This window comes from Paracoccus sp. PAMC 22219 (assembly GCF_000787695.1).
In the GTDB taxonomy this organism is placed as follows: Bacteria; Pseudomonadota; Alphaproteobacteria; order Rhodobacterales; family Rhodobacteraceae; genus Paracoccus.
This window is the reverse complement of sequence record NZ_BBPH01000159.1, coordinates 1-26,153: the sequence shown is the minus strand read 5'-3', so window position 1 is coordinate 26,153 and position 26,153 is coordinate 1. Positions and strand designations below refer to the sequence as shown.

The 26,153-nt window shown below is 69.9% G+C and carries 23 protein-coding genes and 2 pseudogenes; 6 read left to right on the top strand and 19 right to left on the bottom strand.

The genetic code is table 11. From position 1 onward, the window contains the following. Window positions 1-47 precede the first annotated feature (47 nt). From TY51_RS16325 to hslV, 3 genes are all read right to left on the bottom strand, one after another. A complete protein-coding gene (locus tag TY51_RS16325; RefSeq protein WP_042251418.1) occupies window positions 48-227 on the bottom strand; it encodes a PLDc N-terminal domain-containing protein in 180 nt (59 codons plus the stop codon). A gap of 61 nt (window positions 228-288) precedes the next feature. After that, on the bottom strand, window positions 289-1,596 hold the full coding sequence (hslU, locus tag TY51_RS16320; protein WP_042251414.1) for an ATP-dependent protease ATPase subunit HslU: 1,308 nt from the start codon (window positions 1,594-1,596) through the stop codon (window positions 289-291). A gap of 63 nt (window positions 1,597-1,659) precedes the next feature. Beyond that, window positions 1,660-2,214, bottom strand: coding sequence for an ATP-dependent protease subunit HslV (gene hslV, locus TY51_RS16315; RefSeq protein ID WP_042251412.1), 555 nt, complete (start codon window positions 2,212-2,214; stop codon window positions 1,660-1,662). Window positions 2,215-2,313: 99 nt separating this feature from the next. Here hslV and TY51_RS16310 point away from each other — a divergent pair, with 99 nt between their 5' ends. Next, on the top strand, window positions 2,314-3,150 hold the full coding sequence (locus tag TY51_RS16310) for a hypothetical protein (protein WP_231559102.1): 837 nt from the start codon (window positions 2,314-2,316) through the stop codon (window positions 3,148-3,150). A gap of 95 nt (window positions 3,151-3,245) precedes the next feature. On the opposite strand, the gene trxA is transcribed toward TY51_RS16310, so the two are convergent. Genes trxA through tsaE form a run of 5 tightly spaced genes read right to left on the bottom strand, consistent with a single transcriptional unit; the run spans window position 3,246 to window position 11,981 of the window. Continuing rightward, complete coding sequence (trxA, locus tag TY51_RS16305) at window positions 3,246-3,737, bottom strand: thioredoxin (RefSeq protein ID WP_255351433.1); 492 nt, start codon at window positions 3,735-3,737, stop codon at window positions 3,246-3,248. Further along, window positions 3,647-7,018 (bottom strand): double-strand break repair helicase AddA, encoded by a 3,372-nt coding sequence (gene addA / locus TY51_RS16300; RefSeq protein WP_231559101.1) that lies wholly within the window; start codon window positions 7,016-7,018, stop codon window positions 3,647-3,649. The genes trxA and addA overlap by 91 nt, the downstream gene beginning before the upstream one ends. Further along, entirely contained in the window at window positions 7,011-9,959 is a 2,949-nt protein-coding gene (addB, locus tag TY51_RS16295) for a double-strand break repair protein AddB (RefSeq protein WP_042251404.1), read from the bottom strand. The genes addA and addB overlap by 8 nt, the downstream gene beginning before the upstream one ends. Next, a complete protein-coding gene (locus tag TY51_RS16290) occupies window positions 9,952-10,617 on the bottom strand; it encodes a nucleotidyltransferase family protein (protein ID WP_042251402.1) in 666 nt (221 codons plus the stop codon). Before TY51_RS16290 ends, addB begins: the two co-directional genes overlap by 8 nt. Next, complete coding sequence (gene tsaE / locus TY51_RS16285; protein ID WP_042251401.1) at window positions 10,605-11,981, bottom strand: tRNA (adenosine(37)-N6)-threonylcarbamoyltransferase complex ATPase subunit type 1 TsaE; 1,377 nt, start codon at window positions 11,979-11,981, stop codon at window positions 10,605-10,607. Before tsaE ends, TY51_RS16290 begins: the two co-directional genes overlap by 13 nt. 99 nt (window positions 11,982-12,080) lie before the next feature. On the opposite strand from tsaE, the gene TY51_RS16280 reads away from it, so the two are divergent. Next, window positions 12,081-12,680, top strand: a complete 600-nt coding sequence (locus tag TY51_RS16280; RefSeq protein ID WP_042251423.1) for a COG3650 family protein — start codon at window positions 12,081-12,083, stop codon at window positions 12,678-12,680. Here the strand turns inward: TY51_RS16280 and dapB are convergent. Beyond that, window positions 12,671-13,510 carry a 4-hydroxy-tetrahydrodipicolinate reductase gene (gene dapB, locus TY51_RS16275; RefSeq protein ID WP_042251398.1) on the bottom strand — a complete coding sequence of 280 codons (840 nt, stop codon included), beginning with the start codon at window positions 13,508-13,510 and terminating at the stop codon, window positions 12,671-12,673. The genes TY51_RS16280 and dapB overlap by 10 nt on opposite strands. Window positions 13,511-13,582: 72 nt before the next feature. Between dapB and rbfA the strand changes: the two genes are divergently transcribed. Genes rbfA through truB form a run of 3 tightly spaced genes read left to right on the top strand, consistent with a single transcriptional unit; the run spans window position 13,583 to window position 15,695 of the window. Then, the gene (gene rbfA / locus TY51_RS16270) at window positions 13,583-14,002 is read left to right on the top strand and encodes a 30S ribosome-binding factor RbfA (protein WP_042251397.1); all 420 of its coding nucleotides are present in this window, start codon (window positions 13,583-13,585) and stop codon (window positions 14,000-14,002) included. Then, a complete protein-coding gene (locus tag TY51_RS16265; protein ID WP_081995171.1) occupies window positions 13,992-14,741 on the top strand; it encodes a phosphodiester glycosidase family protein in 750 nt (249 codons plus the stop codon). Before rbfA ends, TY51_RS16265 begins: the two co-directional genes overlap by 11 nt. A gap of 60 nt (window positions 14,742-14,801) precedes the next feature. Further along, complete coding sequence (truB, locus tag TY51_RS16260; protein WP_042251395.1) at window positions 14,802-15,695, top strand: tRNA pseudouridine(55) synthase TruB; 894 nt, start codon at window positions 14,802-14,804, stop codon at window positions 15,693-15,695. Here the strand turns inward: truB and TY51_RS16255 are convergent. The 3 genes from TY51_RS16255 to TY51_RS16245 form a co-directional block, all read right to left on the bottom strand. Continuing rightward, window positions 15,685-16,509, bottom strand: coding sequence for an NlpC/P60 family protein (locus TY51_RS16255; RefSeq protein WP_042251394.1), 825 nt, complete (start codon window positions 16,507-16,509; stop codon window positions 15,685-15,687). The genes truB and TY51_RS16255 overlap by 11 nt on opposite strands. Further along, complete coding sequence (locus TY51_RS16250; RefSeq protein WP_042251392.1) at window positions 16,509-17,879, bottom strand: M17 family metallopeptidase; 1,371 nt, start codon at window positions 17,877-17,879, stop codon at window positions 16,509-16,511. Before TY51_RS16250 ends, TY51_RS16255 begins: the two co-directional genes overlap by 1 nt. A gap of 89 nt (window positions 17,880-17,968) precedes the next feature. Beyond that, window positions 17,969-18,313, bottom strand: a complete 345-nt coding sequence (locus TY51_RS16245) for a hypothetical protein (RefSeq protein WP_231559100.1) — start codon at window positions 18,311-18,313, stop codon at window positions 17,969-17,971. Window positions 18,314-18,453: 140 nt separating this feature from the next. Between TY51_RS16245 and TY51_RS16240 the strand changes: the two genes are divergently transcribed. Beyond that, the gene (locus TY51_RS16240) at window positions 18,454-19,101 is read left to right on the top strand and encodes a carbonic anhydrase (protein ID WP_042251391.1); all 648 of its coding nucleotides are present in this window, start codon (window positions 18,454-18,456) and stop codon (window positions 19,099-19,101) included. A gap of 19 nt (window positions 19,102-19,120) precedes the next feature. Here the strand turns inward: TY51_RS16240 and TY51_RS16235 are convergent, their stop codons facing one another. From TY51_RS16235 to TY51_RS23635, 7 genes and pseudogenes are all read right to left on the bottom strand, one after another. After that, window positions 19,121-19,720, bottom strand: coding sequence for a DedA family protein (locus tag TY51_RS16235; protein ID WP_042251389.1), 600 nt, complete (start codon window positions 19,718-19,720; stop codon window positions 19,121-19,123). A gap of 3 nt (window positions 19,721-19,723) precedes the next feature. Beyond that, window positions 19,724-20,746, bottom strand: coding sequence for an aspartate-semialdehyde dehydrogenase (locus tag TY51_RS16230; protein ID WP_042251388.1), 1,023 nt, complete (start codon window positions 20,744-20,746; stop codon window positions 19,724-19,726). A 233-nt stretch (window positions 20,747-20,979) separates the two neighbouring features. Continuing rightward, on the bottom strand, window positions 20,980-22,938 hold the full coding sequence (locus TY51_RS16225; protein WP_042251386.1) for an autotransporter domain-containing protein: 1,959 nt from the start codon (window positions 22,936-22,938) through the stop codon (window positions 20,980-20,982). Window positions 22,939-23,023: 85 nt separating this feature from the next. Continuing rightward, window positions 23,024-23,640: pseudogene (locus TY51_RS16220) on the bottom strand (glycosyltransferase family 29 protein). Further along, complete coding sequence (locus TY51_RS16215; protein WP_042251384.1) at window positions 23,637-24,665, bottom strand: glycosyltransferase family 4 protein; 1,029 nt, start codon at window positions 24,663-24,665, stop codon at window positions 23,637-23,639. The pseudogene TY51_RS16220 and the gene TY51_RS16215 overlap by 4 nt, the downstream one beginning before the upstream one ends. Further along, window positions 24,658-25,593 carry an MFS transporter gene (locus TY51_RS16210; protein ID WP_231559099.1) on the bottom strand — a complete coding sequence of 312 codons (936 nt, stop codon included), beginning with the start codon at window positions 25,591-25,593 and terminating at the stop codon, window positions 24,658-24,660. Before TY51_RS16210 ends, TY51_RS16215 begins: the two co-directional genes overlap by 8 nt. A gap of 341 nt (window positions 25,594-25,934) precedes the next feature. Beyond that, window positions 25,935-26,153 (bottom strand): annotated as a pseudogene (locus TY51_RS23635) (hypothetical protein); the annotation flags it as partial.

Genomic DNA, 26,153 nt, shown 5'->3' with positions numbered 1-26,153 from the left:
CCCCGGATCCGGGGGCGCGTTCGTCAGGTCAGGTCAGTGCGGTCGCGTCAAAGCCTGACGTTCGACTTGGGTCCGGCGAAATACCAGATGATCAGACCCAGGATGGGCAGGATCACGATCAGCAGGATCCACAGGATCTTGGACTTGGTGCTGACATTGGTGTTGATGATCTGCGCGATCGCCCAGACATCCAGTGCAAAGATGATGACGCTGAAAAGCCAACCCATGTGATCCGTCCCCTGTTATGTTCAGCCAGCCAACACCACAGGCTGGCCGCAGGTTCCCCGTTTACAGGACATAGCGCGACAGGTCGGTCGACCGCGACAGATCGCCCAGATGGCGTTCCACGAAATCGGCATCCACGCTGACCGACTGGCCGCTGCGGTCGGGGGCGGTAAAGGACAGCTCCTCGAACACCCGCTCGATCACCGTGTACAGCCGCCGCGCGCCGATGTTTTCGACCGAGGCGTTGACCTCGGCCGCGATCCGCGCCAGCGCCGCGATGCCGTTCTGGGTAAAATCGACAGTGACGCCTTCGGTCGCCATCAGCGCGGTGTACTGGCGCGTCAGGGCGTTGTCGGTCTCGGTCAGGATGCGGATGAAATCCTCCTCGGTCAGGGCACGCAGTTCCACCCGGATCGGCAGGCGACCCTGCAGTTCGGGGAGCAGGTCCGAGGGCTTTGCCACATGGAACGCACCTGAGGCGATGAACAGGATATGGTCCGTCTTGACCGCGCCATATTTCGTGCTGACCGTCGTGCCCTCGATCAGCGGCAACAGGTCGCGCTGCACGCCCTCGCGGCTGACATCGCCGCCGCGGGCATCGCTGCGGGCGCAGACCTTGTCGATCTCGTCGATGAAGACGATACCGCTCTGCTGCACGGCCTCCAGCGCGGTGGCCTTGACGGCGTCGTCATCCAGCAGCTTGTCCGCCTCCTCGGCGATCAGCATCTCATAGCTTTCGGACACGGTGACCTTGCGGCGCACCTTGCGGCCGCCGAACGCCTTCATCAGGCCGGACAGGTCCATCATGCCGCCCAGAGGCTGCCCCGGCTGGCCCGGCATCTCCATCCCGCCAAGCGGGTTGGAATTGTCCTGGACCTCCAGCTCGATCACCGTGTCGTCCAGCTCTCCACGCTTCAGCTTGTCGCGGAACATCTGGCGGGTGCCGTCGCGGGCGTCCTTGCCGGCCAGCGCCTCGACCACGCGCTCCTCGGCGGCCTTGTGGGCGCGGGCCTTGACCGCCTCGCGCATCCGCTCGCGCGTGTCGATCATCGCGGCATCCGCCAAGTCGCGGATGATCTGTTCCACGTCGCGACCGACATAGCCGACCTCGGTGAACTTGGTCGCCTCGACCTTGATGAAGGGCGCGTTGGCCAGCTTGGCCAGGCGGCGGCTGATCTCGGTCTTGCCGACGCCGGTCGGCCCGATCATCAGGATGTTCTTGGGATACACCTCGTCGCGCAGGTCGTCGCCCAGCTGCTTGCGGCGCCAGCGGTTGCGCATGGCCACGGCCACGGCGCGCTTGGCGTCCGATTGTCCGATGATGAACCGGTCCAGTTCGGACACGATCTCGCGGGGGGTCAGGTCACTCATGTCGCTCTCCACGGGGTCCGGCGCCGTGCACCGCGCGCCCCTTGTTCGTTGTCCAGATACCCATCAACCGATGGTTTCGACCGTCAGACGCCCGTTGGTATAGACGCAGATGTCGGCCGCGATCGCCATCGCGTGCCGGGCGATCGCCTCGGCGTCCAGATCGGTCTCCAGCAGACCGCGCGCCGCGGCCAAGGCAAAGTTGCCCCCAGACCCGATGGCCGCCACGTCATGTTCGGGCTCCAGCACGTCGCCGGCGCCGGTCACGACCAGCAGGTCGACGCCGTCCGTGACGATCAGCATGGCCTCCAGGTTGCGCAGGTACTTGTCCATGCGCCAGTCCTTGGCCAGATCCACACAGGCGCGCTGCAGCTGGCCCGGCGCCGCCTCCAGCTTCTTCTCCAGCCGCTCCAGCAGGGTAAAGGCGTCGGCGGTCGATCCGGCAAAGCCCACGACCACGTCGCGCCCGCCGGGGGTCAGGCGGCGAACCTTGCGGGCGCTGCCCTTCATCACGGTCGGGCCGACGCTGACCTGCCCATCGCCCGCCACGACCACCTTGCCGCCCCGGCGGACCGCCAGGATCGTGGTGCCATGCCAGCCGGGAAACTTGTCATCAGCCATTGCGCGCTCCGTTCTGTGTCTGTTGGGGGTGCAGATATGGACGCCCCGCCCGGCTTGCAACCCGTTGAAAACCGACCCGTCCCCCCCTAGCGTCGCGCCATGAGCGATCTGCTGCTGACCGTGTATCTGCATCCGCCCGTCCTGCAGACCGCGCAGGCGGGCAAGCTGGGCATCCTGAACCGCATCCGCGCGGTGCTGGAACCCCAGGGCTGGCAGATCCGCATCGAGCGGTCCGGCCCCAATGCGCGCGCGCAGGCGCCCGACCGCCCCGGCCACGCGCTGTTCAACATGGAGCGTCCGACCCATGACCGCGCGCTGACCTTTCGTCTGGCCTATCACTATCCCTACTGGCGGCTGGAGCGTCTGGCCGAACGCTGGCGCTGGCCCATCGCGCAGACCGCCTTCGATCCCGCCCGGATCGAGGACGCCGCCGCGCGCAACTTTGCCCGCCGCCTGCGCGCCCGCGTGCTGCCGGGACCGGACCCGGTGCGGGGCGATCACATCCTGATCCCGCTGCAGGGCCATATCCGCCGCCAGCGCAGTTTTCAGTCGGCCAGTCCGGTGCAGATGATCCGCGCCGCCGCCCGCACCGGGCGCCCCTGCATCGCGACCCTGCACCCCAAGGAGGTCTATGACGATGCCGACCGCGCCGCCCTGGACCGCCTGGCGCGCGATCACCCGAACCTGACCATCGGCGCAGACACGGCGGCGCGGCTGCGCGATTGCGCCTTCGTGGTGACGCAGAACAGCGGCGTGGGGTTCGACGGGCTGATCCTGGGCAAGCCGGTGGTGCTGTTCGGGCTGTCCGATTATCACCATGTCACGCTGGATGCGGGGCGCTTGGCGCCGATCGCGCCTTGGCGATGGCCGCCGATCACGACCCCCCGACCGCGAAATTCCTGGACTGGTTCCTGCGCCGCACCAGCCTGGACATGATGGCGCCCGATGCCGACGACCGCCTGCTGGCGGCCATGAAAAAAGGCGGCTGGCCCGTCTGAGGGGCCGCCGCCTTTCGTATCAGTCAGGCAGGATCAGACGGATTCGTCGATCCAGCTTTTCAGCGCGGCCTTGGGGGCGGCGCCCATGCGGTTCGACACGACCTCTCCGCCCTTGAACATGAACAGCGCGGGGATGCCGCGCACGCCCAGGGCCGCGGCCTGTTCGGGGTTCTCGTCGACGTTGATCTTCACGATCTTGATCTTGCCGGCATATTCGTCGGACAGCTCTTCCAGGGCGGGGCCGATCTGCTTGCAGGGGCCGCACCATTCGGCCCAGAAATCGACGATCACGGGGGTGTCGGCCTGACGCACTTCGGCGTCGAATTCAGCGTCGTTCACATGCACGGTGGCCATGTTCGGGCTCCTTTTGGGATGGGCCGGACGGGCCGGCAGGTCGGGTTCTGTCCAACAGGTATGGGCCGCATGGGGACGGGTCAAGGGGCAGGGGTCGCCTTGACCAGCCCCGCCATCACCCGGTCGAGCAGCGCATCGGGCAGGGTCATCAGGCTGCGCGTCGCCGTCCACAGCACCGCCATGCGGATCGGACGGTCCGGCCAGATGCCCCGCAGCGCCGCACGATAGGCCGCCATCTGCCGCAGGATGCCCTCGGGTACGGCCTCGGGCGTGGCGGGCACGTCGGCATTGGTCTTATAATCGACGGTGGTGATCAGTGCGTCGGTCACGACCAGCCGGTCGATCACCCCGTTCAACGTGCCCAGCCCCGCGACGGGCGCAGTCAGCGCGACTTCGGACAGGATGCGCGCGTCGTCGCCGGGCTGCAGCACCTGCGTCAGGGCTGGCGCGGACAGGACCGCGTGGGCCTCGTCCAGCAGGTCGGCCATGTCGAGCGCGTCGGGCAGGCCGCCTTCGGCCCCGGACAGGATCGCGCGGGCGATGCGGGGCCAGTCGGCGGCGGGATGGGCCGGCAGGTGTTCCAGCAGCAGATGCAGTCGCGTGCCGCGCAGCATGGCGGCGTCGCGGTCGCCCGCGCTGGCCCCGGCCAGCACCTTGGCGCCGCCCAGCCCGCTGGCCGTCACAGGGCCCACGAAATCGGGCGCGGGCGGCGCCATGCGCAGCGCCCAGTCCGGCGCAGCGACCGGGACGGCCACGTCGGGGGCCGGGCTGTCGGCCTGCGCCGGCCAGTCGCCCCAGGACAGGCGCAGCCCGGTGCCGATCCCGTCGATCGGCAGGTCATGGCGGGTCAGGGCGGTGCGACCCGCGCCTTCGGCGACCATCGCGTGCCAGCTGTCCAGACCTTCGCCCGTGTCGCCGGCCGCGGCCACGATCAGCCAGCTTTCGGCCCGCGTCATCGCCACATACAGCAGGCGCCGCCGCTCCTCCTCCTGGCGGGTCTGCCAGTCGGCCACGGCCATCGCGACGGCGTCGCAGCGTTCGGGGGCGGCACCGCGCCAGACCGGCATGTCGTCCAGCCGCACCAGCGTCTGGCGGTTGTTGGGCTTGCGCACCTGGGTTTCGGGCAGGATCACCACGGGGCTTTCCAGACCCTTCGACCCATGCACCGTCATCACCCGGATCAGCCCGCCCGCGCCGCCGGGCAGCTGGCGTTTCACCTCGACCTCGTCCTGGGCCAGCCAGACAAGGAAGCCGGTCAGGGACGGGGTTTCCACCTGCTCGTAGGCCAGGGCCTGGGACATCAGCTCGTCGATGCCATCCACGGCTTCAGGTCCAAGGCGGGCCAGCAGGGCGGCGCGGCCCCCGTGACGGGTCAGCAGCCGGGCGATCAGGTCGTGCGGGCGCAGATAGTCGGCCTGCCCGGCCAGGTCGTTCAGCACCGCATGTGCATCGGCATGGAGCGATTCGCGCAGGCGCATCCACAGGTATTCCCGCTTTTTCCGCCTGTGGGCCAGGCGGTACAGGTCGTCCTCGGACAGCCCGAACAGCGGCGACCGCAGGGCTGCGGCCAGCGACAGGTCATCTTCGGGCGTGGCCAGCACCGACAGGGTGGCGATGATGTCGCGCACCGCCAGCTCGCCCGCCAGGCGCAGGCGGTCGGCCCCCGCCACCGGCAGGCCCGCCGATTTCAGCGCCGCGATCAGCGCCCCGAACAGCGTGCCGCGACGCTGGACCAGGATCTGGATGTCGCCTGCGTGCAGCGGCCGCGGCAGGCCCGATTTCGCGTCGATGATGGGGCTGCCCAGCATCGTGCGGATCTGGGTCGCCACATGGCGGGCCAGCTGGGTGTCGGCGTCGTTTTCGGACGGCGCATCGACCGGGCGGGTCCAGTCCTCGGGGTCGGTCTTGTCGGGTTTGGGCAGCGCGGGCCAGATGTCCACGCGGCCGGGCAGGGCGGCCTTGAAGGCCACGTGGCGGGGCGGATCGCCCAGGCCCGCCGCGGCCTCTCCCTGAAACACCGCGTCGACCAGCGCCAGCACCGCGGGAGACGACCGAAAGCTGTGGGCCAGCCCGCGTTGCTGCATCGGCGCCTGCACGGCGTCGAAATCGGCGGCGAAACGGTCGCGCATCGCCTCGAACACGGTGATGTCGGCGCCCTGGAACGAATAGATCGACTGTTTGGGATCGCCCACGACGAACAGCGTGCGGGGTCGGTCATGCGCGCCGGCGCCGCTGGTGAATTCGTCGGTCAGGCGGCGGATCACCCGCCACTGGCCGGGGCTGGTGTCCTGCGCCTCATCGACCAGGATGTGGTCGATGCCGCCGTCCAGCCGCCACAGCACCCATTGCGCCATGCTGGATTCCTCCAGCAGTTCGGCGGTCCGGCCGATCAGGTCGTCGAAATCCAGCCAGCCCTGCGCCGCCTTGGCCGCGTTCATGCGCACCGCAAAGGCATGACCGAACCGGTGCAGCGCCATCGTGCGTTCCGCCGCGGCCAGGGCCAGCGCCTGAGGGCGGGCCAGTTCCACCCGCTCCATCAGGGCGTCCAGATCGTCCATGAAGGGGGCGCAGGGGCCGATGGCCATGGCCTTGGTCGGGATCTTGCCGGTCTTTGCGCCGAACGGCACCTTGGCGCTGCCGCCGAACAGAAGACAGCCGAACAACCGCGACAGGTCGTCCATGCCGGGGTCGCGCCAGTTCACCTGCGCCAGCGCCTCGGCCAGCTTGATGTCATTGGCCGAGCTGCCGCGCAAAGGCGGGATCAGCGCGTCGGCCAGATCGCCTTCCGTCCCGGTAAAGACCTCTGCCAACAGGCCGTCCGACGTCAGGCCCGGCGGCAGGTCCAGCGCCGCCCAGATCGCCGCCGGGTCGGGTGCGTCCGCGTAATCGGCCAGCGAAAGCCCGGCCAGGAACCCGTCCAGATCGTCGCCCCCCTGGAGGCGGGTCAGATCGGCGATGGCGGGGTGGGATTCCTCGGCCATCTCCTCGATGATCTCGGCGCGCATGGCCCGCGCGCTGCGGTCGTCCAGTTCCGCAAAGCCCATCGGCACCCCGGCCTCCAGCGGAAAGCGGCGCAGGACGGCGGCGCAAAAGCTGTGGATGGTCTGGACCTTGAGGCCGCCCGGCGTCTCGATCGCGCGGGCGAACAGGCGGCGTGCGGCGGGCAGGTCGGGGTCGCCCCCCTCGCCCAGCAGGGCCAGTTCGGCGCGCAGATCGGGTTCCGACAGCATCGCCCATTTGCCAAGCCGCGCCAGCAGGCGGTTCTGCATCTCGGTCGCGGCGGCCTTGGTATAGGTCAGGCACAGGATGCGTTCCGGCGGCGTCCCCGCCAGCAGCAGCCGCGCGACCCGGTCGGTCAGCACCCGCGTCTTGCCCGACCCCGCATTCGCGGTCAGCCAGGTCGACCGCAGCGGGTCGGCCGCCGCGATCTGGTTCAGCGTCGCCTCATCCATGATGATCGCCCACCTTTCGCGGCACCGCCGCATCCGTCAGCGACCATTCGCCGTATCGCGCCAGGTGATCGTAATCGCCCGCATAGGCCGTGCTTTGCGGCGCCCGCATCGCGGTGAACCCGGCCTCTCCGTCGACATAGGACCGCAGCAGGCGGACGAAGCCGTCCCAGGTCTCGGCCTCGATCAGGTCGTCATGCTCTCGGGGGTGGGTCTTGCCCTCTCCGCCCAGCTGGATATAGCGCAGGCCCGCCACGTCCACGGGGCCAAGCGCGTCGAACCCGCCGCGCCGGGCCATCGCGGCCTCCAGCATCAGCTGCTTGTCGAAATGGCGGATCATCGCGTCGGTGGGCGGCGTGCCGGATTTGTAGTCATAGACCACGACCCGGTTGTCGATCAGCAGGTCGATCCGGTCGGGCTTGGCGGTCAGGGTGACGCCCATGTCCGCCACGGGCACCTTGCCGCGATGTTCCACGACCATCGGCCGGCCTTCGGCCAGGCGGGTCAGCTCGTCCGCGACGATGCGGTCGGCGATCCGCGCGATGCGCGCCGACCAGAAGGCGCGGGCGGCGGGCCATGGCACCCCATCGGCCAGCACCTGGTCGGTCAGGGCCAGGAACTGGGCCTTGAGAACCTCGGGCGGGGTGTCGGGCGTGGGGCGGCTGTGCAGCAGCGCCTCGACGATGGCGTGCAGGGTCTGGCCGCGCAGCGAGGCGTCGGGCTGTGGCCGCAGCGGCGGCAGCGCGCGCAGGCCCAACACGCGTTTCGCATAGACCGCATAGGGGTCGCGGATCAGCAGCGACACGTCCGTCACCGGCAGTTCGGGAAACAGCGGCAGCGGCGGGATGGGCGACGGACGCGCCGCCGGGGGCACCGGCGCAGGGGGCCGCGCCACGGCCTGTGCCAGGGCCAGCCATTTCGCGCCGCGTGCCCGCATTTCGGCCAGCGCCTGCGGGCCGCCGCGGTCGGGCAGGCCGCCCATCAGGTTCAGCATCCGGTTCAGCCAGCGCGACGGGATGGTCTCGGCCTCGGCATCGCGTTTCGCGCGGGTCAGATAGACCCGGTCGGCGGCGATGGCCTGCTGAAAGTCGTGGGCCGCCAGCCCGATCTGGCGTTCCGGCAGGGGCAGGCCCGCCGCGGCGCGCATCTGGCGCGACAACCAGGGGTCGGGGGACAGGGCCTGCGGCCAGCCACCCTCGTTCAGACCCGACAGAATGACGGTGCCGTGGCCGTGCAGGCGCGCTTCGCGAGGGCCGTGGATGCGCAGGCAGTGATGCGCCTCGACATCGTCGCGCACCGCCTTGGCCTGCAGCTCGGTGACCAGCAGGGCGCTGAAATCGCCGGGGCCGATATCAGGGCCGAGTGCCGCATGTTCCGACAGGTGGTCCAGTACGGCGCGGGCCATCTGCCCGGCCTTGTCCTGCCACAGCTGCGATCGGTCCGCGTCGCCGTCCGGTCCCGCCGCCAGCGCCTGCGCAAGGTCCAGCATGTCGGCCAGCCGGTCGGGCAAGGGCCGTGGCCCCCGGTCGCGCGCCACGGCGGTGATGCGGGCCAGCATGCCGGCCAGCCATTCCGCCCAGATCTTGCGCGTGCCGTCGCCCCTGGTCGCCCAATCGGCCAGCGTCGCGGCGTCGGGAAAGGCCGGTCCGTTCCGGCGCAGCTGCAGCTCCAACTCGCGCGTTTCGCGCAGCATGTCGTTGCGCCCGACCGCGGTCGATCCGGTCGCGGTCAGCGGATGTTTCAGCAGGATCAGCAGCCGGTCGATGGTCAGCGGCTGACCGAACAGCGCGGCCACCTGGCGCAGGAACAGACCCGGCGCGGTCAGGGGCAGGGGTCGGCCCGCGCTGTCGTCAGGGCGGATGTGCCAGCGGTCCAGCGCCGCCGTGACGCGGCGGATCAGGCCGCTGTCGGCGGCGATCAGGGTGACCTGTTCGCCGCCGCGTTCGGCCGCGTCGCGCATGATCAGGGCGATGGTCTCGGCCTCCTGGCCGGGCTGGTCGGCCTCGATCAGGGTCAGGTCGGCCGTCGCGGGGATCAGGTCGGGCAGGGCGGGGCCCTCGGCGATCCACTGGTCGGTGACCGGCGCGGGCCGCAGCGCCAGAGAGATCAGCCGGTTGCGCCCGTCCGACGGCGGCTGCACCGCGGTCCAGCGTTGCGGATAGCCCGCCGCCGCGATCAGCGGCGCAAACCGCGCCTGCGGGTGGTCGTCTGCACGCTCCAGCCCGTCCCAGACCGGGGCGGGCTGATCGAAATCGAACCCGGGCAGCACCACGGCGCCGTTGGGCAGCGCCGCCACCGCCTGCATGTAGAGCCGCGTCGCCCCGTGCGACCCGGTGGACCCCGCGACGATCACCGGCCCCTGTGGCAGACCGATGCCCTGCGGCCAGTCGCGGGCGGCGGCCTCGGCCGCGGCGCGCTGGCGGGCGGGGCGGTCTTCCCAATCATTCTTCAGGTGAAAATCAGCCGCGATCTTCAAAAAGGCCAGCGCGTTCTGCCAGTGGCGGGCATGATCGCCGGTGTCGATCGCCTCCAGATCGGACAGGTCGCGGCCTTCGGTCTGCATCTCGACCATCAGCTGGGACAGGGACTGCGCCAGCACCGGGATCGAATGGCCCGCCCCAAGGTCGGGGCGCAGGGCCAGCATCTGCGCGATCAGCCGCGCCAGCTGCAACCGCCGCGCCAGGGGCGGCACGGGCGGGTCGGGCATGACCAGCGGCCCCGGATCGACCCCGGTGATCGACCGGATCTGCGGCAGCAGCAGCGGCCCCGCCTTGTCGAAAGCGCGAAACAGCGCCCCCCGCGTGGATGCTGCGTTGACAAAGACGGTGACCCCGGCCAGCGCCTCGGGCGGCTGGTCCGCCATCCGCTCCAGCAGGCCCCGCACGAAGGCGTCGGCGAAATCCACGCCGGGGGGCAGCGCATAAAGGCCGCGCATCTCAGCCATGCAGCAGCGCCTCGGCCAGGGGGATGGCGGCGGGATAACCCACGTCGCACCAGCCGCCGGGATGGATCAGCCCATGCGCACGCCCGTCCGCGATCATCAGGTCCCACAGGCGGTTCAGGGAAAACGCGGCATCGCCGATCCCGGCCAGACGGTCGGTGCGGATGATCTGCGCCCCCGCATAGACGTAGTCGCCGCGCCTGCTCAGGCGCCCGTCATCCAGGCTGAAATCGCCCGCCCCCTGCCGCGCCGTGGCCTGCGCCAGCGGCACCAGCGCCAGCAGCGCGTCCATGCGGTCGTTCCACGCGGCCATCAGCGCCGACAGGACGTTCGGCCCGGTCCACACCACGTCGGGGTTCAGCGTCATCACCGGCCCCGGCCCCAACAGAGGAAGCGCCCGGCGCAGGCCGCCGCCGGTGTCCAGGATCAGGTCCGGCTCGGGGCTTAGGGCCACGTCCTGACCCGCCAGGTGCCGTTCGATCTGATCGCCCAGGTAATGCGTGTTGACCACGATGGGCGCGGCGCCCGCGTCGCGGCCCAAGTCCAGCGCGCGGTCCAGCAGGGTGCGGCCCGCGACCTCGATCAACGGTTTCGGCCGGTCGTCGGTCAGCGGGCGCATCCGCGTACCCAGGCCCGCGGCAAAGATCATCAGGGGCGGCATCGGGCGATCCTTTCGCGCAGGGCGGCGTCGGGGGCGGGCACGCCCGCCAGCATGGCTCGCAAAGGCGCCAGCGCCGGGTGCGCCAGATCGCGCTGCAGATGCGCCCAGACCCGCGGCATGAAGGCCAGATAGCGCGGCTTGCCGTCGCGGATCGACAGCCGGGCGAACACCCCCAGGATACGCAGCGCCCGCTGTGCGCCGATCAGCGCATAGGCGGCGCGGAACGGGGCGTCAGCCACGCCGGTCGCGGCCAGATAGCGGGCGATCTGCGCCTGTTCGGTGGCCGGGTCCACGTCGCGGCGCGCGTCCTGCAGGGCGGACACCAGGTCATAGGCCGGATGGGCTGCCACCGCGTCCTGATAGTCCAGCAGGCCCAGGGGGGCGTCGCCGCGCCAGACCAGGTTCTCGGCATGGAAATCGCGCAGGCTGATGGCGGGGGGCAGGTCGCGGCACAACCGGTCGTGCAGATCGGCGATCAGCGCGGGCAGGTCCGGCAGGTCGGCCCCCGGATAGTATTCGACGAACAGCGCCGCCAGATCGCCCATCGCCGGCCCGTCAAGCGGCGCCACGAAACCGGGGACCGGCTGGCGATGCAGGTCGACCAGCAGATCGGTGATGCGGTCATGGATCCGCGGCGCCAGATCGGGCCTGTCGGCCAGCACGCGGGCCACCAGATCGTCGCCCAGATCCTGCAGCAGCAGGAACCCCTGGGCGGCATCCTGCGCCAGCACGGCCGGTGCGCCGAACCCGCGGCTGCGCAGCCATTCGGTCATCGTCAGGAACGGTGCAATCGATCCCGAAGGATCGTCCATCAGCACGCCCACACCCGGCAGCCGGAAATACCGCCGGGCAGAGGCGTCGCCCGCCAAGGGCAGCACCCGCGCGTCACCATGTCCCGCCGCGACGACGAACGCCGCCCGCGCCGCAAGCCGGTCGGCACCGGGAAAGGCCATGTCGATGCGGCGCAGGTCGGGGTCCGGGTCGGCGCTGATCGCGATGGTGATCGCGCCGGGCGGCACATGGTCCAGCCGTTCGGGCCATTCGATCAGACAGATGGCATCGGCCATCGCGTCGTCCAGGCCCAGCTCGGTCAGTTCCGACGGGTCGGTCAGGCGGTACAGGTCGGCATGCCAAATCTGCGTGCCCATCGGGTCGTCATAGGTCTGGACCAAGGTGAAGGTGGGGCTTGGCACGTCCTCGGCCGCATCGCCCTGGCGGGCGCGGATGAAGGCGCGGGCGAAATGCGTCTTGCCCGCCCCCACCGGTCCGTCCAGTAGGATCGTCGCCGGGGGCGCGATCTGGGCGGCCAGCATCCGGGCCAGGGCTGCGGTCAGGGTCTCGGAGGCGATCAGGCGCGTGTTCATGCCCCGGTTCTAGCCTGTCGCGCGGGCGGGGGAAACAGGCCGCGGATGGACGGCGCGCGCGAATGCGCTAGGCTGGCGGTGAAACCGATCGGAGGCCCCATGCTGCGCATTGCCCTTGCCCTGACGCTGGCCCTGTCGGGGCCGGCGCTGGCCACCCAGGAATACATCCTGCCCACCCTGTTCGACGTGGCGCGGGTCGAGGCCGACGACGTGCTGAACATCCGGGCCGAGCCCGATGCATCCGCCGCGATCATCGGCTCGCTGGCCTTTGACGCGACCCGCATCGAGGTGGTCGAACAGCGCGCCGGCTGGTCGCGCGTGAATACCGGAGAGGGGTCGGGCTGGGTGTCCGACCGCTATCTGGATTACCGCGTCGACGTCTGGCAGGACGGCGCCCTGCCCGCGGGGTTCCAGTGTTTCGGCACGGAACCGTTCTGGGCCGTCATCCCGCAGGGCGACAGCGTGGTGCTGGGCGGCCCCGACATGCCCGAGGACACGCGCCCCGTCCGGGCGGTGCTGTCCACCGGCATCTTCCGCGACCCGACCCGCGCGGTGGTGGCCGATGGGCTGACCCTGACCGCCATCCCGCAGCTGTGTTCCGACGGCATGTCCGACCGCCTGTTCGGGATGCGCGCGCATGTGGTGATCCACGGCGATGCCCCGCGGATGCTGTCGGGGTGCTGTTCTATTCAGCCCTGAAGGCCCAGCACGTCCATCATGTCGTACTGACCCGGACCCTTGTCCTGACCCCAGACCGCCGCGCGGATCGCGCCGCGGGCAAAGATCGCGCGGTCGGTGGCCAGATGGCGCAGGACGATCCGTTCACCGTCGGCGGCAAAGATCACGTCATGTTCGCCCACCACGTCACCGCCGCGGATGGCCGCGAAACCGATGCTGCCCGCGTGCCGGGCCCCGGTGATGCCCTCGCGGGCGGGTACGCGCAGGTCGTCCAGCGCCGCGCCGCGTCCCTGGGCCGCGGCCTCTCCCAGCATCAGGGCGGTGCCGGACGGGGCGTCGACCTTGTGGCGGTGGTGGCTTTCGACCACCTCGATGTCCCAGTCCGTGCCCAGGGCGGCGGCGACCTTGCGGGTCAGCCCGACCAGCAGGTTCACGCCCAGGCTCATGTTGCCGGCGCGGATGATCGGCGCGTGGCGGGCGGCGGCCGCCAGCGCGTCCATGTGCCTCTGTTCCAGCCCGGTGGTGCCGATGACGTGGACGGCGCGCGCCTGCGCGGTCAATTCGGCAAAGGCAACGGTCGCATCGGGGCTGGTGAAATCGATCACCGCCTGCGCCTGCGCGATGGCCGTCACCGCATCGTCGCTGACCGTGACGCCGGCCGGTGCGCCGCCCATCGCCGTGCCGATGTCCTGCCCGATCCAGTCGTGGCCCGCGCGGTCCAGTGCGCCGACCAGCCGCAGGTGGTCGCTGTCCAGGATCAGGCGGATCAGCATCCGGCCCATCCGGCCCGATGCGCCGGTCACCACGACGCCCGGCCGTTGCGGCTGATCGGTGTTCTGCAAATCGCTCATGGTCCACCCCTGTTGGCTTTGGGGCGTGATACAAGGTTGCGGCCCGCGCCGCGACCCCCTACATCGGGACGCATGGCACAGAACCGCAATTCCCAAGGTCAGGGCCCCAAGCAGCGCCAGCTGCGCGTGGGCGAACTGATCCGTCGCACCCTCGCCGACGTGCTTGCGCGCGCGGACGTGCACGACCCCGACCTGAACCGTCATTCCATTACCGTGGCCGAGGTGTCGATGTCGACCGACCTCAAGGTGGCGACCGCCTTCGTGCTGCCGCTTGGCGGCCGCGACGCGCCCGAGGCGCTGCTGGCCCTGCGCCGCAACGCGCCCGAACTGCGCCACCTGGTGTCCAAGGTGATGACGCTGAAATACGCGCCCGAGCTGCGTTTCCAGCTGGACGAGACGTTCGACCGCATGGACGACACCCGCCGCCTGTTCGAGGACGAGCGCGTGCGCCGCGACGTCGAGGCACCGGACCGGGACGACGATGACGCCTGATCTGCCGCGTCTGGCCGCGGTTGCGGCGGGGATGCTGGTCGCGATGGCGCTGCCGTCGGGGGCGGCGCAATGCGAACGCGTGGACCATGACGGCCAGGGCTATGTGCTGTGCCAGGTCGAGGCTGCGCAGGAACCCGCCCTGCGGCTGTTCCAGGATGGCGCCGACGGCGCGCCTTTGCGCAATTTCGCCAATGTCCGCCGCACGCTTGGCCCCGACGAGACGCTGTCATTTGCGATGAACGCGGGCATGTTCCATGCCGATTACCGTCCCGTGGGCCTGCTGGTCGTCGACGGGGTCGAACTGTCGCCCATCGTCACCGGCGCCAGCCGCGACAATTTCGGGATGCTGCCCAACGGCGTCTTCTGCACCGGCGGCGCGCAACCGTTCCAGGTCATCGAAAGCGTCAGCTTTTCGGAAACCCGGCCCGATTGCCGGCTGGCCAGCCAGTCCGGGCCGATGCTGGTGATCGACGGCGACCTGCACCCGCGGTTCCTGGTCGACAGCGACAGCCGCTATATCCGCAACGGGGTCGGCGTGTCGCCCGACGGGCAGACCGCGTGGTTCGCGATTTCCAGCAGGCCGGTGACGTTCCATGAATTCGGGCGGTTCTTCCGCGACGGGCTGGGCGTGCGCGACGCGCTCTATTTCGACGGATCGATCTCGCGGCTGTATGCGCCGTCGGTGAATCGGGCCGATTTCGGGCGCAGCATGGGGCCGATCATCGGCCTGGTCGAGTGACCGGTTGACCCTTGCCCGCCGCGGGTCTATCCCCCGGCCCTTGTTTTTTCAGGAGTGAGCATGGCGCGCAAGAAGGGCCGGGACATCAACGGCTGGCTGATCGTGGACAAGCCCGCGGGCGTCAATTCGACCGCCGTCGTGGCCAAGGTGCGTTGGGCGCTGGACGCGAAAAAAGCGGGCCATGCGGGCACGCTGGACCCGGACGCGACGGGCGTGCTGGCCATCGCCTTGGGCGAGGCCACCAAGACCGTGCCGATCGTCACGGACGCCCTGAAATGCTATGATTTCGTGGTGAACTGGGGGTCCGAGACGACCACCGACGACGCGTCGGGCACCGTGGTCCGCACCAGTGACGACCGCCCCACCGCCGCGCAGATCGAGGCCGCGCTGGCCGGGTTTGCCGGCGACATCATGCAGGTCCCGCCCGCCTTTTCCGCCGTCATGGTCGAGGGCGAGCGCGCCTATGACCTGGCCCGCGAAGGGGTCGAGATGGAGCTGGCCGCGCGCCCGCTGTGGGTCGACAGCCTGACCCTGATGGAAGCGCAGGCCGACACCGCACGGCTCGAGATGGTCTGCGGCAAGGGCGGCTATGTCCGGTCGATCGCCCGCGACCTGGGTCGCGCGCTTGGCTGCCTGGGCCATGTCGCGCATCTGCGCCGCACCTGGTCCGGCCCGTTCGAGGCCAGCGCCGCCGTGGCCTTTGACCGCGTCGACCGCGAGGCGCAGGAATGGCTGGAGACCCAGATCCTGCCGCTGGAGACGGGCCTGACCGACCTGCCGATGCTGCGCGCCACGACCGAAGGCGGCATCCGCATCCGCAACGGCAATCCCGGAGAGGTGACCGGCGGCGCCGAATGGGGCGAGCTAGTCTGGGTTCAGGATGCCAAGGGGCCGGTCTGCATCGGCCGCTATCAGGGCGGGATGGTTCAGCCCGACCGGGTGTTCAACCTGTGACGACGCCGGGGCGGTGGGCGCCCAGAAAGGGCCCCTCGCCCGCCGCGTCGATCCGGGCGATGGCGTCGCGGATCGGTTCGAACGTGACGCACATGGTCCAGGCGGTGGCGTGGATCATCAGGTCCGCCGACACCGCCATCGCCACATGGCCCGGCCAGAACAGCAGGTCGCCGCGCGCGATCGTGTCGGTCGGCGCGAACATCGCGCGCTGCAGGTCGCTGTCGCCGGGGCAGGCGATGTCGCAGGCGGTCAGCGCGGCCTGCACCAGCCCGGAACAGTCGATGCCCGCCCGGCTGTTGCCGCCCCACAGATAGGGCGTGCCCAGCAGGCTTTCGGCCACCGGGACCGGGTCGGGGGCCGGGCTGTCGCCCAGATGCTGGACCGGGACATGGCCGCCGGTGGCCAGGGTGGCAAAGCGCCCCTCGACCTGCGTGACAGACACACGCGCGCCCAAGGACAGCGAGAACCGTTCCGGGCGCTTCATGTCGGGTTCCAGATAGACATGGGTCGCCGGTGCGGTCACGTGGTGGGTGATGGGCGGCAGGCTGGCGGTCAGCGCCGTGTCGGCGATCCAGCCGCAATAGCCGTCCAGCGCCGCGCGGACAAAGCTCATCCCCGCATCGCGGTCGATCACCGTCACGTCGGCACCGAAATTCAGCTGCCGGTCGCGGCGACCTTCGGGGGCGCCCAGCAGGTCGACCACCGGTACCGCCACGCGCGCCGGCTGGCCTGGGACATAGGTCGGACGGTCCAGCACGCCCCGCAGGCTGTCCAACGCCACACGGTCGGTGGCCGGGGTCAGGCGGCGGTCCATCAGTGCGCCAGGATCTGCGGCAGCGCCGCCATGATCGCGCGCGCGCCCTGTCCGACGCCGCCCTTGGGGCGGCCCGGCGCGGCGGTGGGCTGCCAGCCATAGATGTCGAAATGCGCATAGCGGCCCGCCCCGTCGGCAAAGCGGCGCAGGAACAGCGCAGCCGTGATCGACCCGGCCATCCCGCCCGCGGGGGCGTTGTCCAGATCGGCGATGCCCGGTTCGATCAGCGATTCGTACGCGTCCCAGAAGGGCATTCGCCAGACCGGGTCGCCGACCTGCATCCCGGCGGTCTGGATCGCCGCCGCCGTCGCGTCGTCGTCGCAGTAAAGCGGCGGCAGGTCGGGGCCAAGCGCCACCCGCGCCGCGCCCGTCAGCGTCGCCAGCGAGATCATCAGGTCGGGGTTTTCCTCGGCCGCATAGGTCAGGGCGTCGGCCAGCACCAGGCGACCCTCGGCGTCGGTGTTGTTCACCTCGACCGACAGGCCCTTGCGGCTGGCCAGCACGTCGCCGGGGCGGAACGCGTTGCCCGCGACGCTGTTCTCGACCGCGGGGATCAGCACCCGCAGGCGCAGGCCGCTTGCCGCCCCGCTGCGCGCCAGCATCTTCAGCAGGCCAAGCGCGGTCGCGGCCCCGCCCATGTCCTTTTTCATCAGCCCCATCGAGGCGCCGGGCTTCAGGTTCAGACCGCCGGTGTCAAAGCACACGCCCTTGCCGACGATGGTCAGCATCGGGCCCGCGTCGCCAAGGCGGATGTCGATCAGGCGCGGCTCGCAGGTGGCGGCGCGGCCCACCGCGTGGATCAGGGGAAAGTTCTGTTTCAGCAGCTGGCCGCCGCTGATCACCTCGACCCGCGCGCCCAGATCGTTGGCAAGGTTGCGGGCGGCGGCCTCCAGCTTGTCGGGGCCAAGATCGCTGGCGGGTGTGTTGATCAGGTCGCGTGTCAGGAATTCGCCAGCGGCGATGGCCAGCATGTGGTCGGCGTCCACGCCGTCGGGACAGACCAGCCGCGGCCCCTGAACCGGCGCGCCCTTGTAGCGGGTGAAGCGATACTGGCCCAGCAGCCAGCCAAGCGCCATCTGGTCGGGGTCCAGCCCCTGCGGGATGCCCGCCAGGTGCCAGTCGCCCTTGGGCAGGGCATGGGCGCGCGCTAGGTGGAACCGGTCGCGGCCCGCCTGCGCCCGGTCGCCCAGGCCCATGATCGCACCACACAGCCCGCCCGCCGCATCGGGCAGCAGGCAGACCTGTCCCGCCTTGGCCGCGAAACCGCTGGCCAGCGGCCAGTCGCCCGCATCGTCGGGCAGGGGGTCGCCGGACCAGACCAGCCAAAGCGGCAGGGTGGCATCAGAGGCGGGCGCGAATTCGGGGGTCATGGGCAGGTCCTTGGCAGTTCGGCGCCCAGCCTACAGCACCCCGCCCCGACTGCAACCTTACGCCAGGGCCGTCCGGTCCCAGATCGCCGTCAGCGACCGGTTGCCGACCCGCAGCAGCCGCGCCCGGATCGCGGCCAGCGCCGGCACGTCGCCGCGTTCGGCGGTGCTGCCCAGGTCCATCGCCACCCCCGCCAGCGACAGCAGGCCGATCTGCCAGGCAGCCGCGACATGCGTTCGGCATGCGCCGCCGCCTGCGCCAGATCGTTGTCGTTCAACGCCCCCTCCACCGCCGTCAGCGCCGCCGCCAGCTGTTCCAGCGCCAGCCCGATCACATGCTGGGCCGATGTCTCGCCCAGTTCGGCCACGATTTCCGCGACGCGGCGGCTGTCCACGCGGACCGCCTCCGATATGGCCAAAGCCGAAATTTGTGCCATCCGCACCTCCAGGGGATCTGTCCCCGCACGGGCCGACCATGCGGGGCAAGCGGTGAAGAAACCCTTGAGGCGCCATCAAGAAAAGGCTCGAATTTGTCTCAATCCCGGCCTATCACCCCTGACAGAAAGCGAGGTTCCAGATGCACAACCTGTCTCCGTTGCCGCAATATCTGATCAAGCGTTTCCATGGCTGGAAGGCGACGTCCTATTCCGAGAACGCGGCCTGGTTCCGTCGTCTGGCCACCGAAGGGCAGCGCCCCCGCGCCATGGTCATTTCCTGCTGCGACAGCCGTGTGCACGTGACCAGCATCTTCGGTGCCGATTCGGGAGAGTTCTTCATTCACCGCAACATTGCCAACCTGGTGCCGCCCTATGCGCCCGACGGGTTGCAGCACGGCACGTCGGCGGCGGTGGAATACGCGGTCGCGGCGCTTAAGGTCGCCCATCTGATCGTGGTGGGTCACACCAATTGCGGCGGCGTGCATGGCTGCCACGCGATGTGTTCGGGCGCCGCGCCCGAGCTGGAGGAGAAGACCAGCTTTGTCGGTCGCTGGATGGACATCCTGCGCCCCGGATACGAACGGGTGAAGGACCTGCCCGAGGCCGAGCAGGTCAGCGCCCTGGAACGCGAGGCGGTGGTGGTGTCGCTGGAAAACCTGATGACCTTCCCCTTTGTCCGCTCGGCCGTCGAGTCGGGGGAAATGTCGCTGCACGGGCTGGTGCATGACATCAGCCAAGGGACCCTGCTGCAGGCAGAGGATGGTGGCAAGCGGTGGGTGTCGGTCTGACACCCACCTGCCCGGCGTCTCAGGCGTCGGGCCGCCAGCGGACGACCCGCCAGACATACAGCGCGACAAAGCCCAGAACGATGGCCGTGGACAGCGGATCGATCAGGTGGCTGACGCTTTCATAGCCGTTTTCAAGCACGTAACCGGCGATCGCCAGCCCGCCCGTCCACATGAAGCTGCCGATGGCGGTGAACAGCAGGAACCGTCCCACCGGCATCTGTGCCAGGCCTGCGGGCACCGAGATCAGTGTCCGGATAGTGGGCAGGAAGCGGCCGAAGAACACCGCAGCCCCGCCGTGACGGGCGAACCAGCCCTCGGCCGAGGTCAGTTCGTTGGGCGTCAGCGTCAGCCAGCGGCCATAACGGACCACGACGCGGCGCATGCGCGCCGGGCCGTAGGCCACGCCGATGATGTACCAGAACCACGCGCCGAGCGTCGATCCGATCCCGCCCGCCACGATGGCCAGCCACAGGGGCGTGCCGCCGCGGGCGGCGTTGAACCCCGCCAGCGGCATGATCAGTTCCGACGGAATGGGCGGAAAGATGTTTTCCAGCAGCATCAGGGCGAAGATGGCCCAAGCCCCTCCGCCCTCCAGCAGGCCGGTGATCCAGTCGAACAAGGATCAGCCCTTCTTCAGGATGCGGTTGCCCAGCAGTTCCGCGATCTGCACCGCGTTCAGGGCCGCGCCCTTGCGCAGGTTGTCGCTGACGCACCACAGGTTCAGGCCGTTCTCAACGGTCCCGTCCTGGCGGATGCGGCTGATATAGGTGGCATATTCGCCCACGCATTCGACGGGGGTGATGTAGCCGCCGGGTTCGCGCTTGTCGATCACCATGACGCCCGGCGCCTCGCGCAGGATGTCGCGGGCCTCGTCCTCGTCCAGGAAATCCTCGAACTCGATGTTGATCGATTCCGAATGGCCGACGAACACGGGCACGCGGACGCAGGTCGCGGAGACCTTGATCGACTTGTCCATGATCTTCTTGGTCTCGACGACCATCTTCCATTCTTCCTTGGTCGAGCCGTCTTCCATGAAGACGTCGATCTGGGGGATCACGTTGAAGGCGATCTGCTTCTGGAACTTGTTGGGGGCCTTTTCCTGACCCGGCACGTACATGCCCTTGGTCTGGTCCCACAGCTCGTCCATGCCGTCCTTGCCGGCGCCGCTAACCGATTGATAGGTCGAGACAACCACGCGCTTGATGCGGGCGCGGTCATGCAGGGGCTTCAGCGCCACGACCATCTGCGCGGTCGAGCAGTTGGGGTTCGCGATGATGTTCTTTTTCGCGTATCCGGCGATCGCCTCGGGGTTCACCTCGGGGACGATCAGCGGCACGTCGGGGTCGTAGCGATAGAGCGAGGAGTTGTCGATCACCACGCAGCCCGCGGCCGCGGCCTTGGGGGCGTGGATCTTGGTCGCATCCGATCCGATGGCGAACAGCGCGATGTCCCAGCCGGTCCAGTCGAACTGCTCGATATCCTTGATCTTCAAAGTCTTGTCGCCAAAGCTGACCTCGGTGCCCTGGCTGCGGCGGGACGCCAGCACGGCGATCTCGTCCACGGGGAACTGGCGTTCGTCCAGGATGTTCAGCATTTCGCGGCCCACATTGCCCGTGGCGCCGGCGACGACGACTTTGTAACCCATTTCGGGGGAGCTCCTTTTTCTGCGGTCGGGGGCATTTACCGCAAACGGCCGCGCAACGCCAGCGCGCGTTGCATCAGGGCCCCGCGCAACGGGTCCGTGTGGCAGGGCGGGCGGGGCCAGCAATCGCCGGAAAAACCGCCCGCACCGGGGATGCACCGCCGGTGCACAGGATGTGCACAGCGCGTACACCGCTTGCGCGCGCCCGGTTAACCGGACGCGCGCAACAGGCGGTCCTAGAACCGCACGCCAAGGCCCGCGCCGACGGTCGCCTGGCTGCCTGCGTCATGGCCGATGCGGCTGTCCAGCGTCACCCAGGCGTCGGCCTGATCGGACAGGGCCGTCCGGGCCGACAGGCCGATGCGGGCAAAGTTGCGGTCCTGGCCGTCCAGCGTCACGCGGCGGTCGTTGCCGGTGCTGTCGGTCACGCGGATGCGCGAGGGCGCACCCTCGGCCAGGTCATGGACCAGCGCGCCTTGCGCGGACAGGGTCACGTCGCGCCCGGCCACGGCCAGATCGGTGCCGACACGGCCGCCCAGCTGCACCTCGAGGCTTTCGATGGCCTGTCCAGCATAGGTGACCGCGCGACGGTCGCCCGAGCCTTCGGAAAAGCCGCCGATCCGGGTGCGGCTGTAGTCCAGCCCCACGACCGGGCCATAGGTCACCCCGGATGCCAGCGCATAGTCGCGCCCCGCCTGGACCCGCGCGCCCAGCGTATAGGCGTCGGTCGACCAGTCGAAATCTCGTTCGACGATGGTCGCGCCCAGACCGGACCGCAGGACAAAGTCGCGGGTGCCCGACAGGTCGGACTTGCCCCAGCTGACCGCGCCCACGACCCAGTCGTCGTTCAGGCTATAGGCCGCGTCCAGCGACAGCTGGAAGCCGGTCGATTCCAGGTCATCGCCGCTGCGCAGGTCGTCGCCGGTGCGCGCATAGGCCAGCTGACCGCCCAGCGACAGGCCGGGCGCCGCCTGATAGGACGCGCCCGCCCGCGCCATCAGCGCCGCCCCGCCGTCGCGGCCAAAGGTGGCGCTGCTGTCGGGCGTGGACAGCCCCTGCACCGCGATGCTGGGGGTGATCAGGCCGATGGGTGCGTCCGCGCCCAGACGGTCGCGGGTCGCGCGCAGCGACAGGGCGGCCAGGTCGGCCTGCTGGCGGGTGGCCAGATCGGCGATCTGGGCCGCCGACAGGGCCGCGCCCTGGGACGAGGCGACCAGGTCGGCGCCCGTCTCCTCGACCAGCAGGCGGGTCAGGATGCGAGCATAGTCGCGCATGCGCTGTTCGAACCGTTCGGGTCCAAGGGCCGCCAGAAGGAATTCCCAGTTGTCCTCGGTCGGGTCATGCCAGGTCGAACCGCCGGGGATCAGCGGATTGTCGGTCTGGGTATAGCCGTCCAGGTCGCCGATCTCCCAGTTGGTGGATTCCAGCCACAGGATCGGGATGCCGTAACCCTCGAACACGGCGGCGTCGGAACAGCAGCCGGTGTTGATCGGATAGGTGGGGTTCAGGCCGGGATTGCTGCGCAGATCGATGCCCAGGTCGTCGGCGATGGCCTGCGCGCGGGTCCACAGCGACAGCAGCGCCGGGTCGTCCAGGTATTCGGTGCCCGCATGGGCATACATGAAATCGCCGGTGATCAGGCTGTCGATGTTGATCATGCCGGCCATGTCGCCCTGACGGGAGCCCAGCGTGTCGACGTAATGGGCCGCACCCTGCAGCCCGACCTCCTCTGCGCCGAAGGCCACGAATTCCAGGCCGACATCGGTCGACAGCCCGGTCATGTGCGCGGCCAGTTCGGTCAGCATGCCCGCGCCGGACGCGTTGTCGTCGACAGCCTGCAGGTCGGGCGAGGTGCCGGCGCTGTCGAAATGCGCCCCCACCACGATGAAGCGGTCGCTGGCGCCGGGCATCGACACGACCAGGTTCTGCGACGGGCCGATCGTGGCGCCAGAGCCGTCGGTGGCGGTGAAGTCCTGGCGCGCGACCGCGTTGCCGCCGAAGGACAGCTGGCCGCGCATGTATTCGGCCGCGCTGAAGAAGGTCGTGCCGGTTTCGGGCGCGCCCGTGAAGCGGCCCGGAAAGCTGAGCGCCAGCGTGCGCATGGTGTCGTATCCGAAGGCGCCGAAATCCTGTGCCAGCGCCGGGGTGGCGCAGATCAGCGCCGTGGAGGCCAAGGCGGCCTTGATGGTTCTCATGGGGTTTCCCTGCCTGCTTTTTGGTGTCCCCCTGCCCGGGGGAAGCGCACAGGATTGCACAGGGGGCCGCGCGTGCAAGACCGCGTCAGCGGATCAGCGCCAGACGGTGGTCCTGGCGCAACAGGTCAGCGACCCAGGCGCCCTCGGCTGCAAAATCATGCGGCACATCGGCGGCGCGGCGCGTCCCGACAGCGACAGGCTGGCGAAGAAGTCGAACCCATAGAGGGTCAGCGATGCCAGATCGCTGCGCAGGCACAGGTCGATCATCATCGCGCCCGTCGTGGGCGGCGCGCCCAGCCGCCCGGCCAGCAGATCGATATCGGCCAGCGGGTGCAGGTAGAAGCCGGGGCCCGACGCGCTGTCCCAGTCCAGCCGCTTGCGTTTGGGCGACATCCACAGGATGCGGCCGGGATTCAGCCGCGCGCGGTCCGCGTCGGGCAGGCGCGTGGCCAGCGCCAGCCAGTCGGTGCGGGTGCCGTGGCTGGCGGGGTTGGGCATCGGCGCGCGGTTGATGCGGATCACGGTGCCGGCGGCGTCGATCGCCGCGCCCTGCGTCTGGTCGGCCAGCGCGCGGGCATTGCCGATCAGCGCGACATGCTGGCCCGACAGGTCGGCCAGCAGCGCGGATTGCGGCACCGACAGCGCGGCCAAGGGCGCGTCGCGGCGCAGCAGGCGCGCGGTGGCGAAGGCCAGGCGGTTCACAGCAGCGACCGATAGACGGCGGTGATGGCCTGCGCCTCGCCCTCGATGGCGTGGTTCGCGGTGACATGGGCGCGGGCGGCTTGGCCTGCCGCGGCGCGGCCCGCGTCATCGTCCAGCCAGCGTGCCAGGGCGGCGGTCAGGGCGGGGGCGTCGTCTTTCGGGACCAGGCTGCCGGTCTGGCCGTCGCGGATCAGCGCCTCGTATGCGCCGACGCGGGCGGCGACGGTGGGGACGGCGCAGGCGGCGGCCTCCAGCGGGGTCAGGCCGAACCCCTCCCACCGGGCGGGGGCCGCGAACAGGTCGAGGGCCTGGTAATGCGCGATCACCTGTTCCCACGGCAGTTCGCCCAGAAAGCGGATGCGGTGTTCCAGCCCGGCGGCCTTGATGCGCGATTGCAGGTCGTCGGCAAAGGCGCGGTTTTCGGGGGTGATGCGGCCGGTGAAGACGATCTGGGCCCGCGGGCGCGAGGGCAGCAGGTCAAGCCCTGCCTGCACCAGCAGATCGACACCCTTCTGCGCGCGGATGCGGCCAAAGCAGCCGATCAGGATGGCGTCGGGGTCCAGGCCCAGCTGCGCGCGCAGGGCGGCGCGGTCGGGGCTGGGGTGGAACACGTCGGTATCCACGCCATGCAGGATGACGGTCGCGGGACGCTCCAGATAGCTGGCCGCCTGGGGCGAGGTCGCGATCAGCGCGTCCTGTTGCCGGATCAGCCAGCGGGTGAAGCCTGTATGCTTGCGCTGGGCGGCGGAGGTGAACAGCAGCCGGTATTTGCGGCGCAGCAGGCGGCGCAGGATCAGGCCCAGCGCCATTTCGGTGTTGCGGCGCGCGTGCCAGACCCGCCAGCGGTCGCGGGGCAGGGTGGCCGCGCGCCACAGCGGGATGTGGGGCACGTCCGCGGGCAGGCCGGGGCCGGTCGCGCGGATGTCGATCATCCGCGCCTGCACCGGGATCAGCCGCACCACCGTCGCCGTGACGCCCGACAGGCGGCGTTTCAGGTTGGGTGCGACGATCAGCGGGTCAGTCATGGGCGGCGGCCTCGGGCGTCAGGAAATACAGCAGGAACCCGATCACCAGCGGGATCAGGAAGAACAGCCACAGCATAGCGAAGGCCTGCGCGGGGGGATAGGCACCCTGCGCCGCCGCATAGACCGGGCGCGAGGCGAATTGCATCACTCCGACCCCGCCGATGGAGATCATGTTGAGGAAGGTCATCCCTCGACCCACAAGATGTGGGGGCAGAAACGACCGCCCATGCGCCATCAGCAGCGGATAGGCCGACCCGAAGAAGCCCAGCACCACCAGCAGCGCCGTCACCGTCGCCAGGGGCAGGGCGGGCGCCTGCCACATCACCGCCAGCGTGACGATCATCACCGCCGAGAACAGCATCGTGGCGCGCCGCGCGCTGCCGGCCAGGCGGGCGGCGGGGCCGACGGCAAAGCTGCCCGCGACCATGGCCAGACCCATCGCCAGCGTCACCCGGCCGATCTGTGTGGCGTCGGCGCCGTGCACCTGTTCCAGCCAGGGGGCGGCCCACAGGCCGCGGATCGCCGCCGTCACGGCATAGTTCACCCCGAACAGCGGCACGATGAACCACAGCGCGCGCAGGCGCAGGATCTGGCCGATCGACCCCTGCGGATGCCCCGCGCCCAGCTGTGCCGGGTCGCGCACCGCTGCCAGCACCAGCGCCGCCACCATCAGCGTCACGACGGCCAGCCCCCAGAGCGTCTGGCGCCAGCCCGCGGCCTCGATGACCCAGACCAACGGCGATGCGCCTAGGATGTTGCCCAGCGATCCGAACCCCACCAGCACCCCGGCCAGCATCCCGAAGGAGGCGGGCGGGTATTCGCGCGCGAAGATGTAATACGGCCCCATCAGCGCCGGCGAACAGCCGATGCCCAGCGCGGTCATCGCCAGATGCAGGTGCCAGGGCGCGTCGGCCATCGCGAAGATCACCGCGCCCCCCCGCGCCGCCCACGGCCATCAGCCAGGCGACCGTGCGGCGCGGCCCGAACCGGTCCAGCGCCGCGCCGACCGGCAGTTGCATCAGCGCGAAGGCGATGAACCACAGCCCCGAGGACAGGGCCAGATCGCCCGGTCCGGCGCCCACCTGGTCCTGCAGCACCGGGGCCAGCACGGCCAGAAAGGCGCGATAGAATTGCGACAGCATATAGGCCAGCACCAGGCTGACCAATCCGGCCTTGAGCATGAATTCGTTCCTCCGTTCCCCGGCGCCACGCTGGGCCAAGGAGACGAAAGCTGCAAGATGTGCAAATCACGCCGGGGGCGGCGGGATGTTATTCGGCGGGGGCCGTTTCGGGTTCGGCTGCGGCGTCCGGATCGGCGGCGGCCTTGGCGGCGGCGGCTTCGGCCAGGCCGGGGGTCACGGGGCTGGGTGCTGCTGCCGCCCACTCCCCTCCAGCCGGGCGATCAGGTCGGGGACCTGCGGGCCCAGCCGGTTGGGCATGGCATCGGGCCTCGGACATCACGGCAAAGGCGGGGCGGAACGGCAATTC

Excerpts from the sequence above, each read along its gene's own strand:
- TY51_RS16325 (WP_042251418.1), bottom strand. The coding sequence starts at position 227 with ATGGGTTGGCTTTTCAGCGTCATCATCTTTGCACTGGATGTCTGGGCG.
- hslU (WP_042251414.1), bottom strand. The coding sequence starts at position 1,596 with ATGAGTGACCTGACCCCCCGCGAGATCGTGTCCGAACTGGACCGGTTC.
- hslV (WP_042251412.1), bottom strand. The coding sequence starts at position 2,214 with ATGGCTGATGACAAGTTTCCCGGCTGGCATGGCACCACGATCCTGGCG.
- TY51_RS16310 (WP_231559102.1), top strand. The coding sequence starts at position 2,314 with ATGAGCGATCTGCTGCTGACCGTGTATCTGCATCCGCCCGTCCTGCAG.
- addA (WP_231559101.1), bottom strand. The coding sequence starts at position 7,018 with ATGGATGAGGCGACGCTGAACCAGATCGCGGCGGCCGACCCGCTGCGG.
- addB (WP_042251404.1), bottom strand. The coding sequence starts at position 9,959 with ATGGCTGAGATGCGCGGCCTTTATGCGCTGCCCCCCGGCGTGGATTTC.
- TY51_RS16290 (WP_042251402.1), bottom strand. The coding sequence starts at position 10,617 with ATGCCGCCCCTGATGATCTTTGCCGCGGGCCTGGGTACGCGGATGCGC.
- tsaE (WP_042251401.1), bottom strand. The coding sequence starts at position 11,981 with ATGAACACGCGCCTGATCGCCTCCGAGACCCTGACCGCAGCCCTGGCC.
- TY51_RS16280 (WP_042251423.1), top strand. The coding sequence starts at position 12,081 with ATGCTGCGCATTGCCCTTGCCCTGACGCTGGCCCTGTCGGGGCCGGCG.
- dapB (WP_042251398.1), bottom strand. The coding sequence starts at position 13,510 with ATGAGCGATTTGCAGAACACCGATCAGCCGCAACGGCCGGGCGTCGTG.
- rbfA (WP_042251397.1), top strand. The coding sequence starts at position 13,583 with ATGGCACAGAACCGCAATTCCCAAGGTCAGGGCCCCAAGCAGCGCCAG.
- TY51_RS16265 (WP_081995171.1), top strand. The coding sequence starts at position 13,992 with ATGACGCCTGATCTGCCGCGTCTGGCCGCGGTTGCGGCGGGGATGCTG.
- truB (WP_042251395.1), top strand. The coding sequence starts at position 14,802 with ATGGCGCGCAAGAAGGGCCGGGACATCAACGGCTGGCTGATCGTGGAC.
- TY51_RS16255 (WP_042251394.1), bottom strand. The coding sequence starts at position 16,509 with ATGGACCGCCGCCTGACCCCGGCCACCGACCGTGTGGCGTTGGACAGC.
- TY51_RS16250 (WP_042251392.1), bottom strand. The coding sequence starts at position 17,879 with ATGACCCCCGAATTCGCGCCCGCCTCTGATGCCACCCTGCCGCTTTGG.
- TY51_RS16245 (WP_231559100.1), bottom strand. The coding sequence starts at position 18,313 with ATGGCACAAATTTCGGCTTTGGCCATATCGGAGGCGGTCCGCGTGGAC.
- TY51_RS16240 (WP_042251391.1), top strand. The coding sequence starts at position 18,454 with ATGCACAACCTGTCTCCGTTGCCGCAATATCTGATCAAGCGTTTCCAT.
- TY51_RS16230 (WP_042251388.1), bottom strand. The coding sequence starts at position 20,746 with ATGGGTTACAAAGTCGTCGTCGCCGGCGCCACGGGCAATGTGGGCCGC.
- TY51_RS16225 (WP_042251386.1), bottom strand. The coding sequence starts at position 22,938 with ATGAGAACCATCAAGGCCGCCTTGGCCTCCACGGCGCTGATCTGCGCC.
- TY51_RS16215 (WP_042251384.1), bottom strand. The coding sequence starts at position 24,665 with ATGACTGACCCGCTGATCGTCGCACCCAACCTGAAACGCCGCCTGTCG.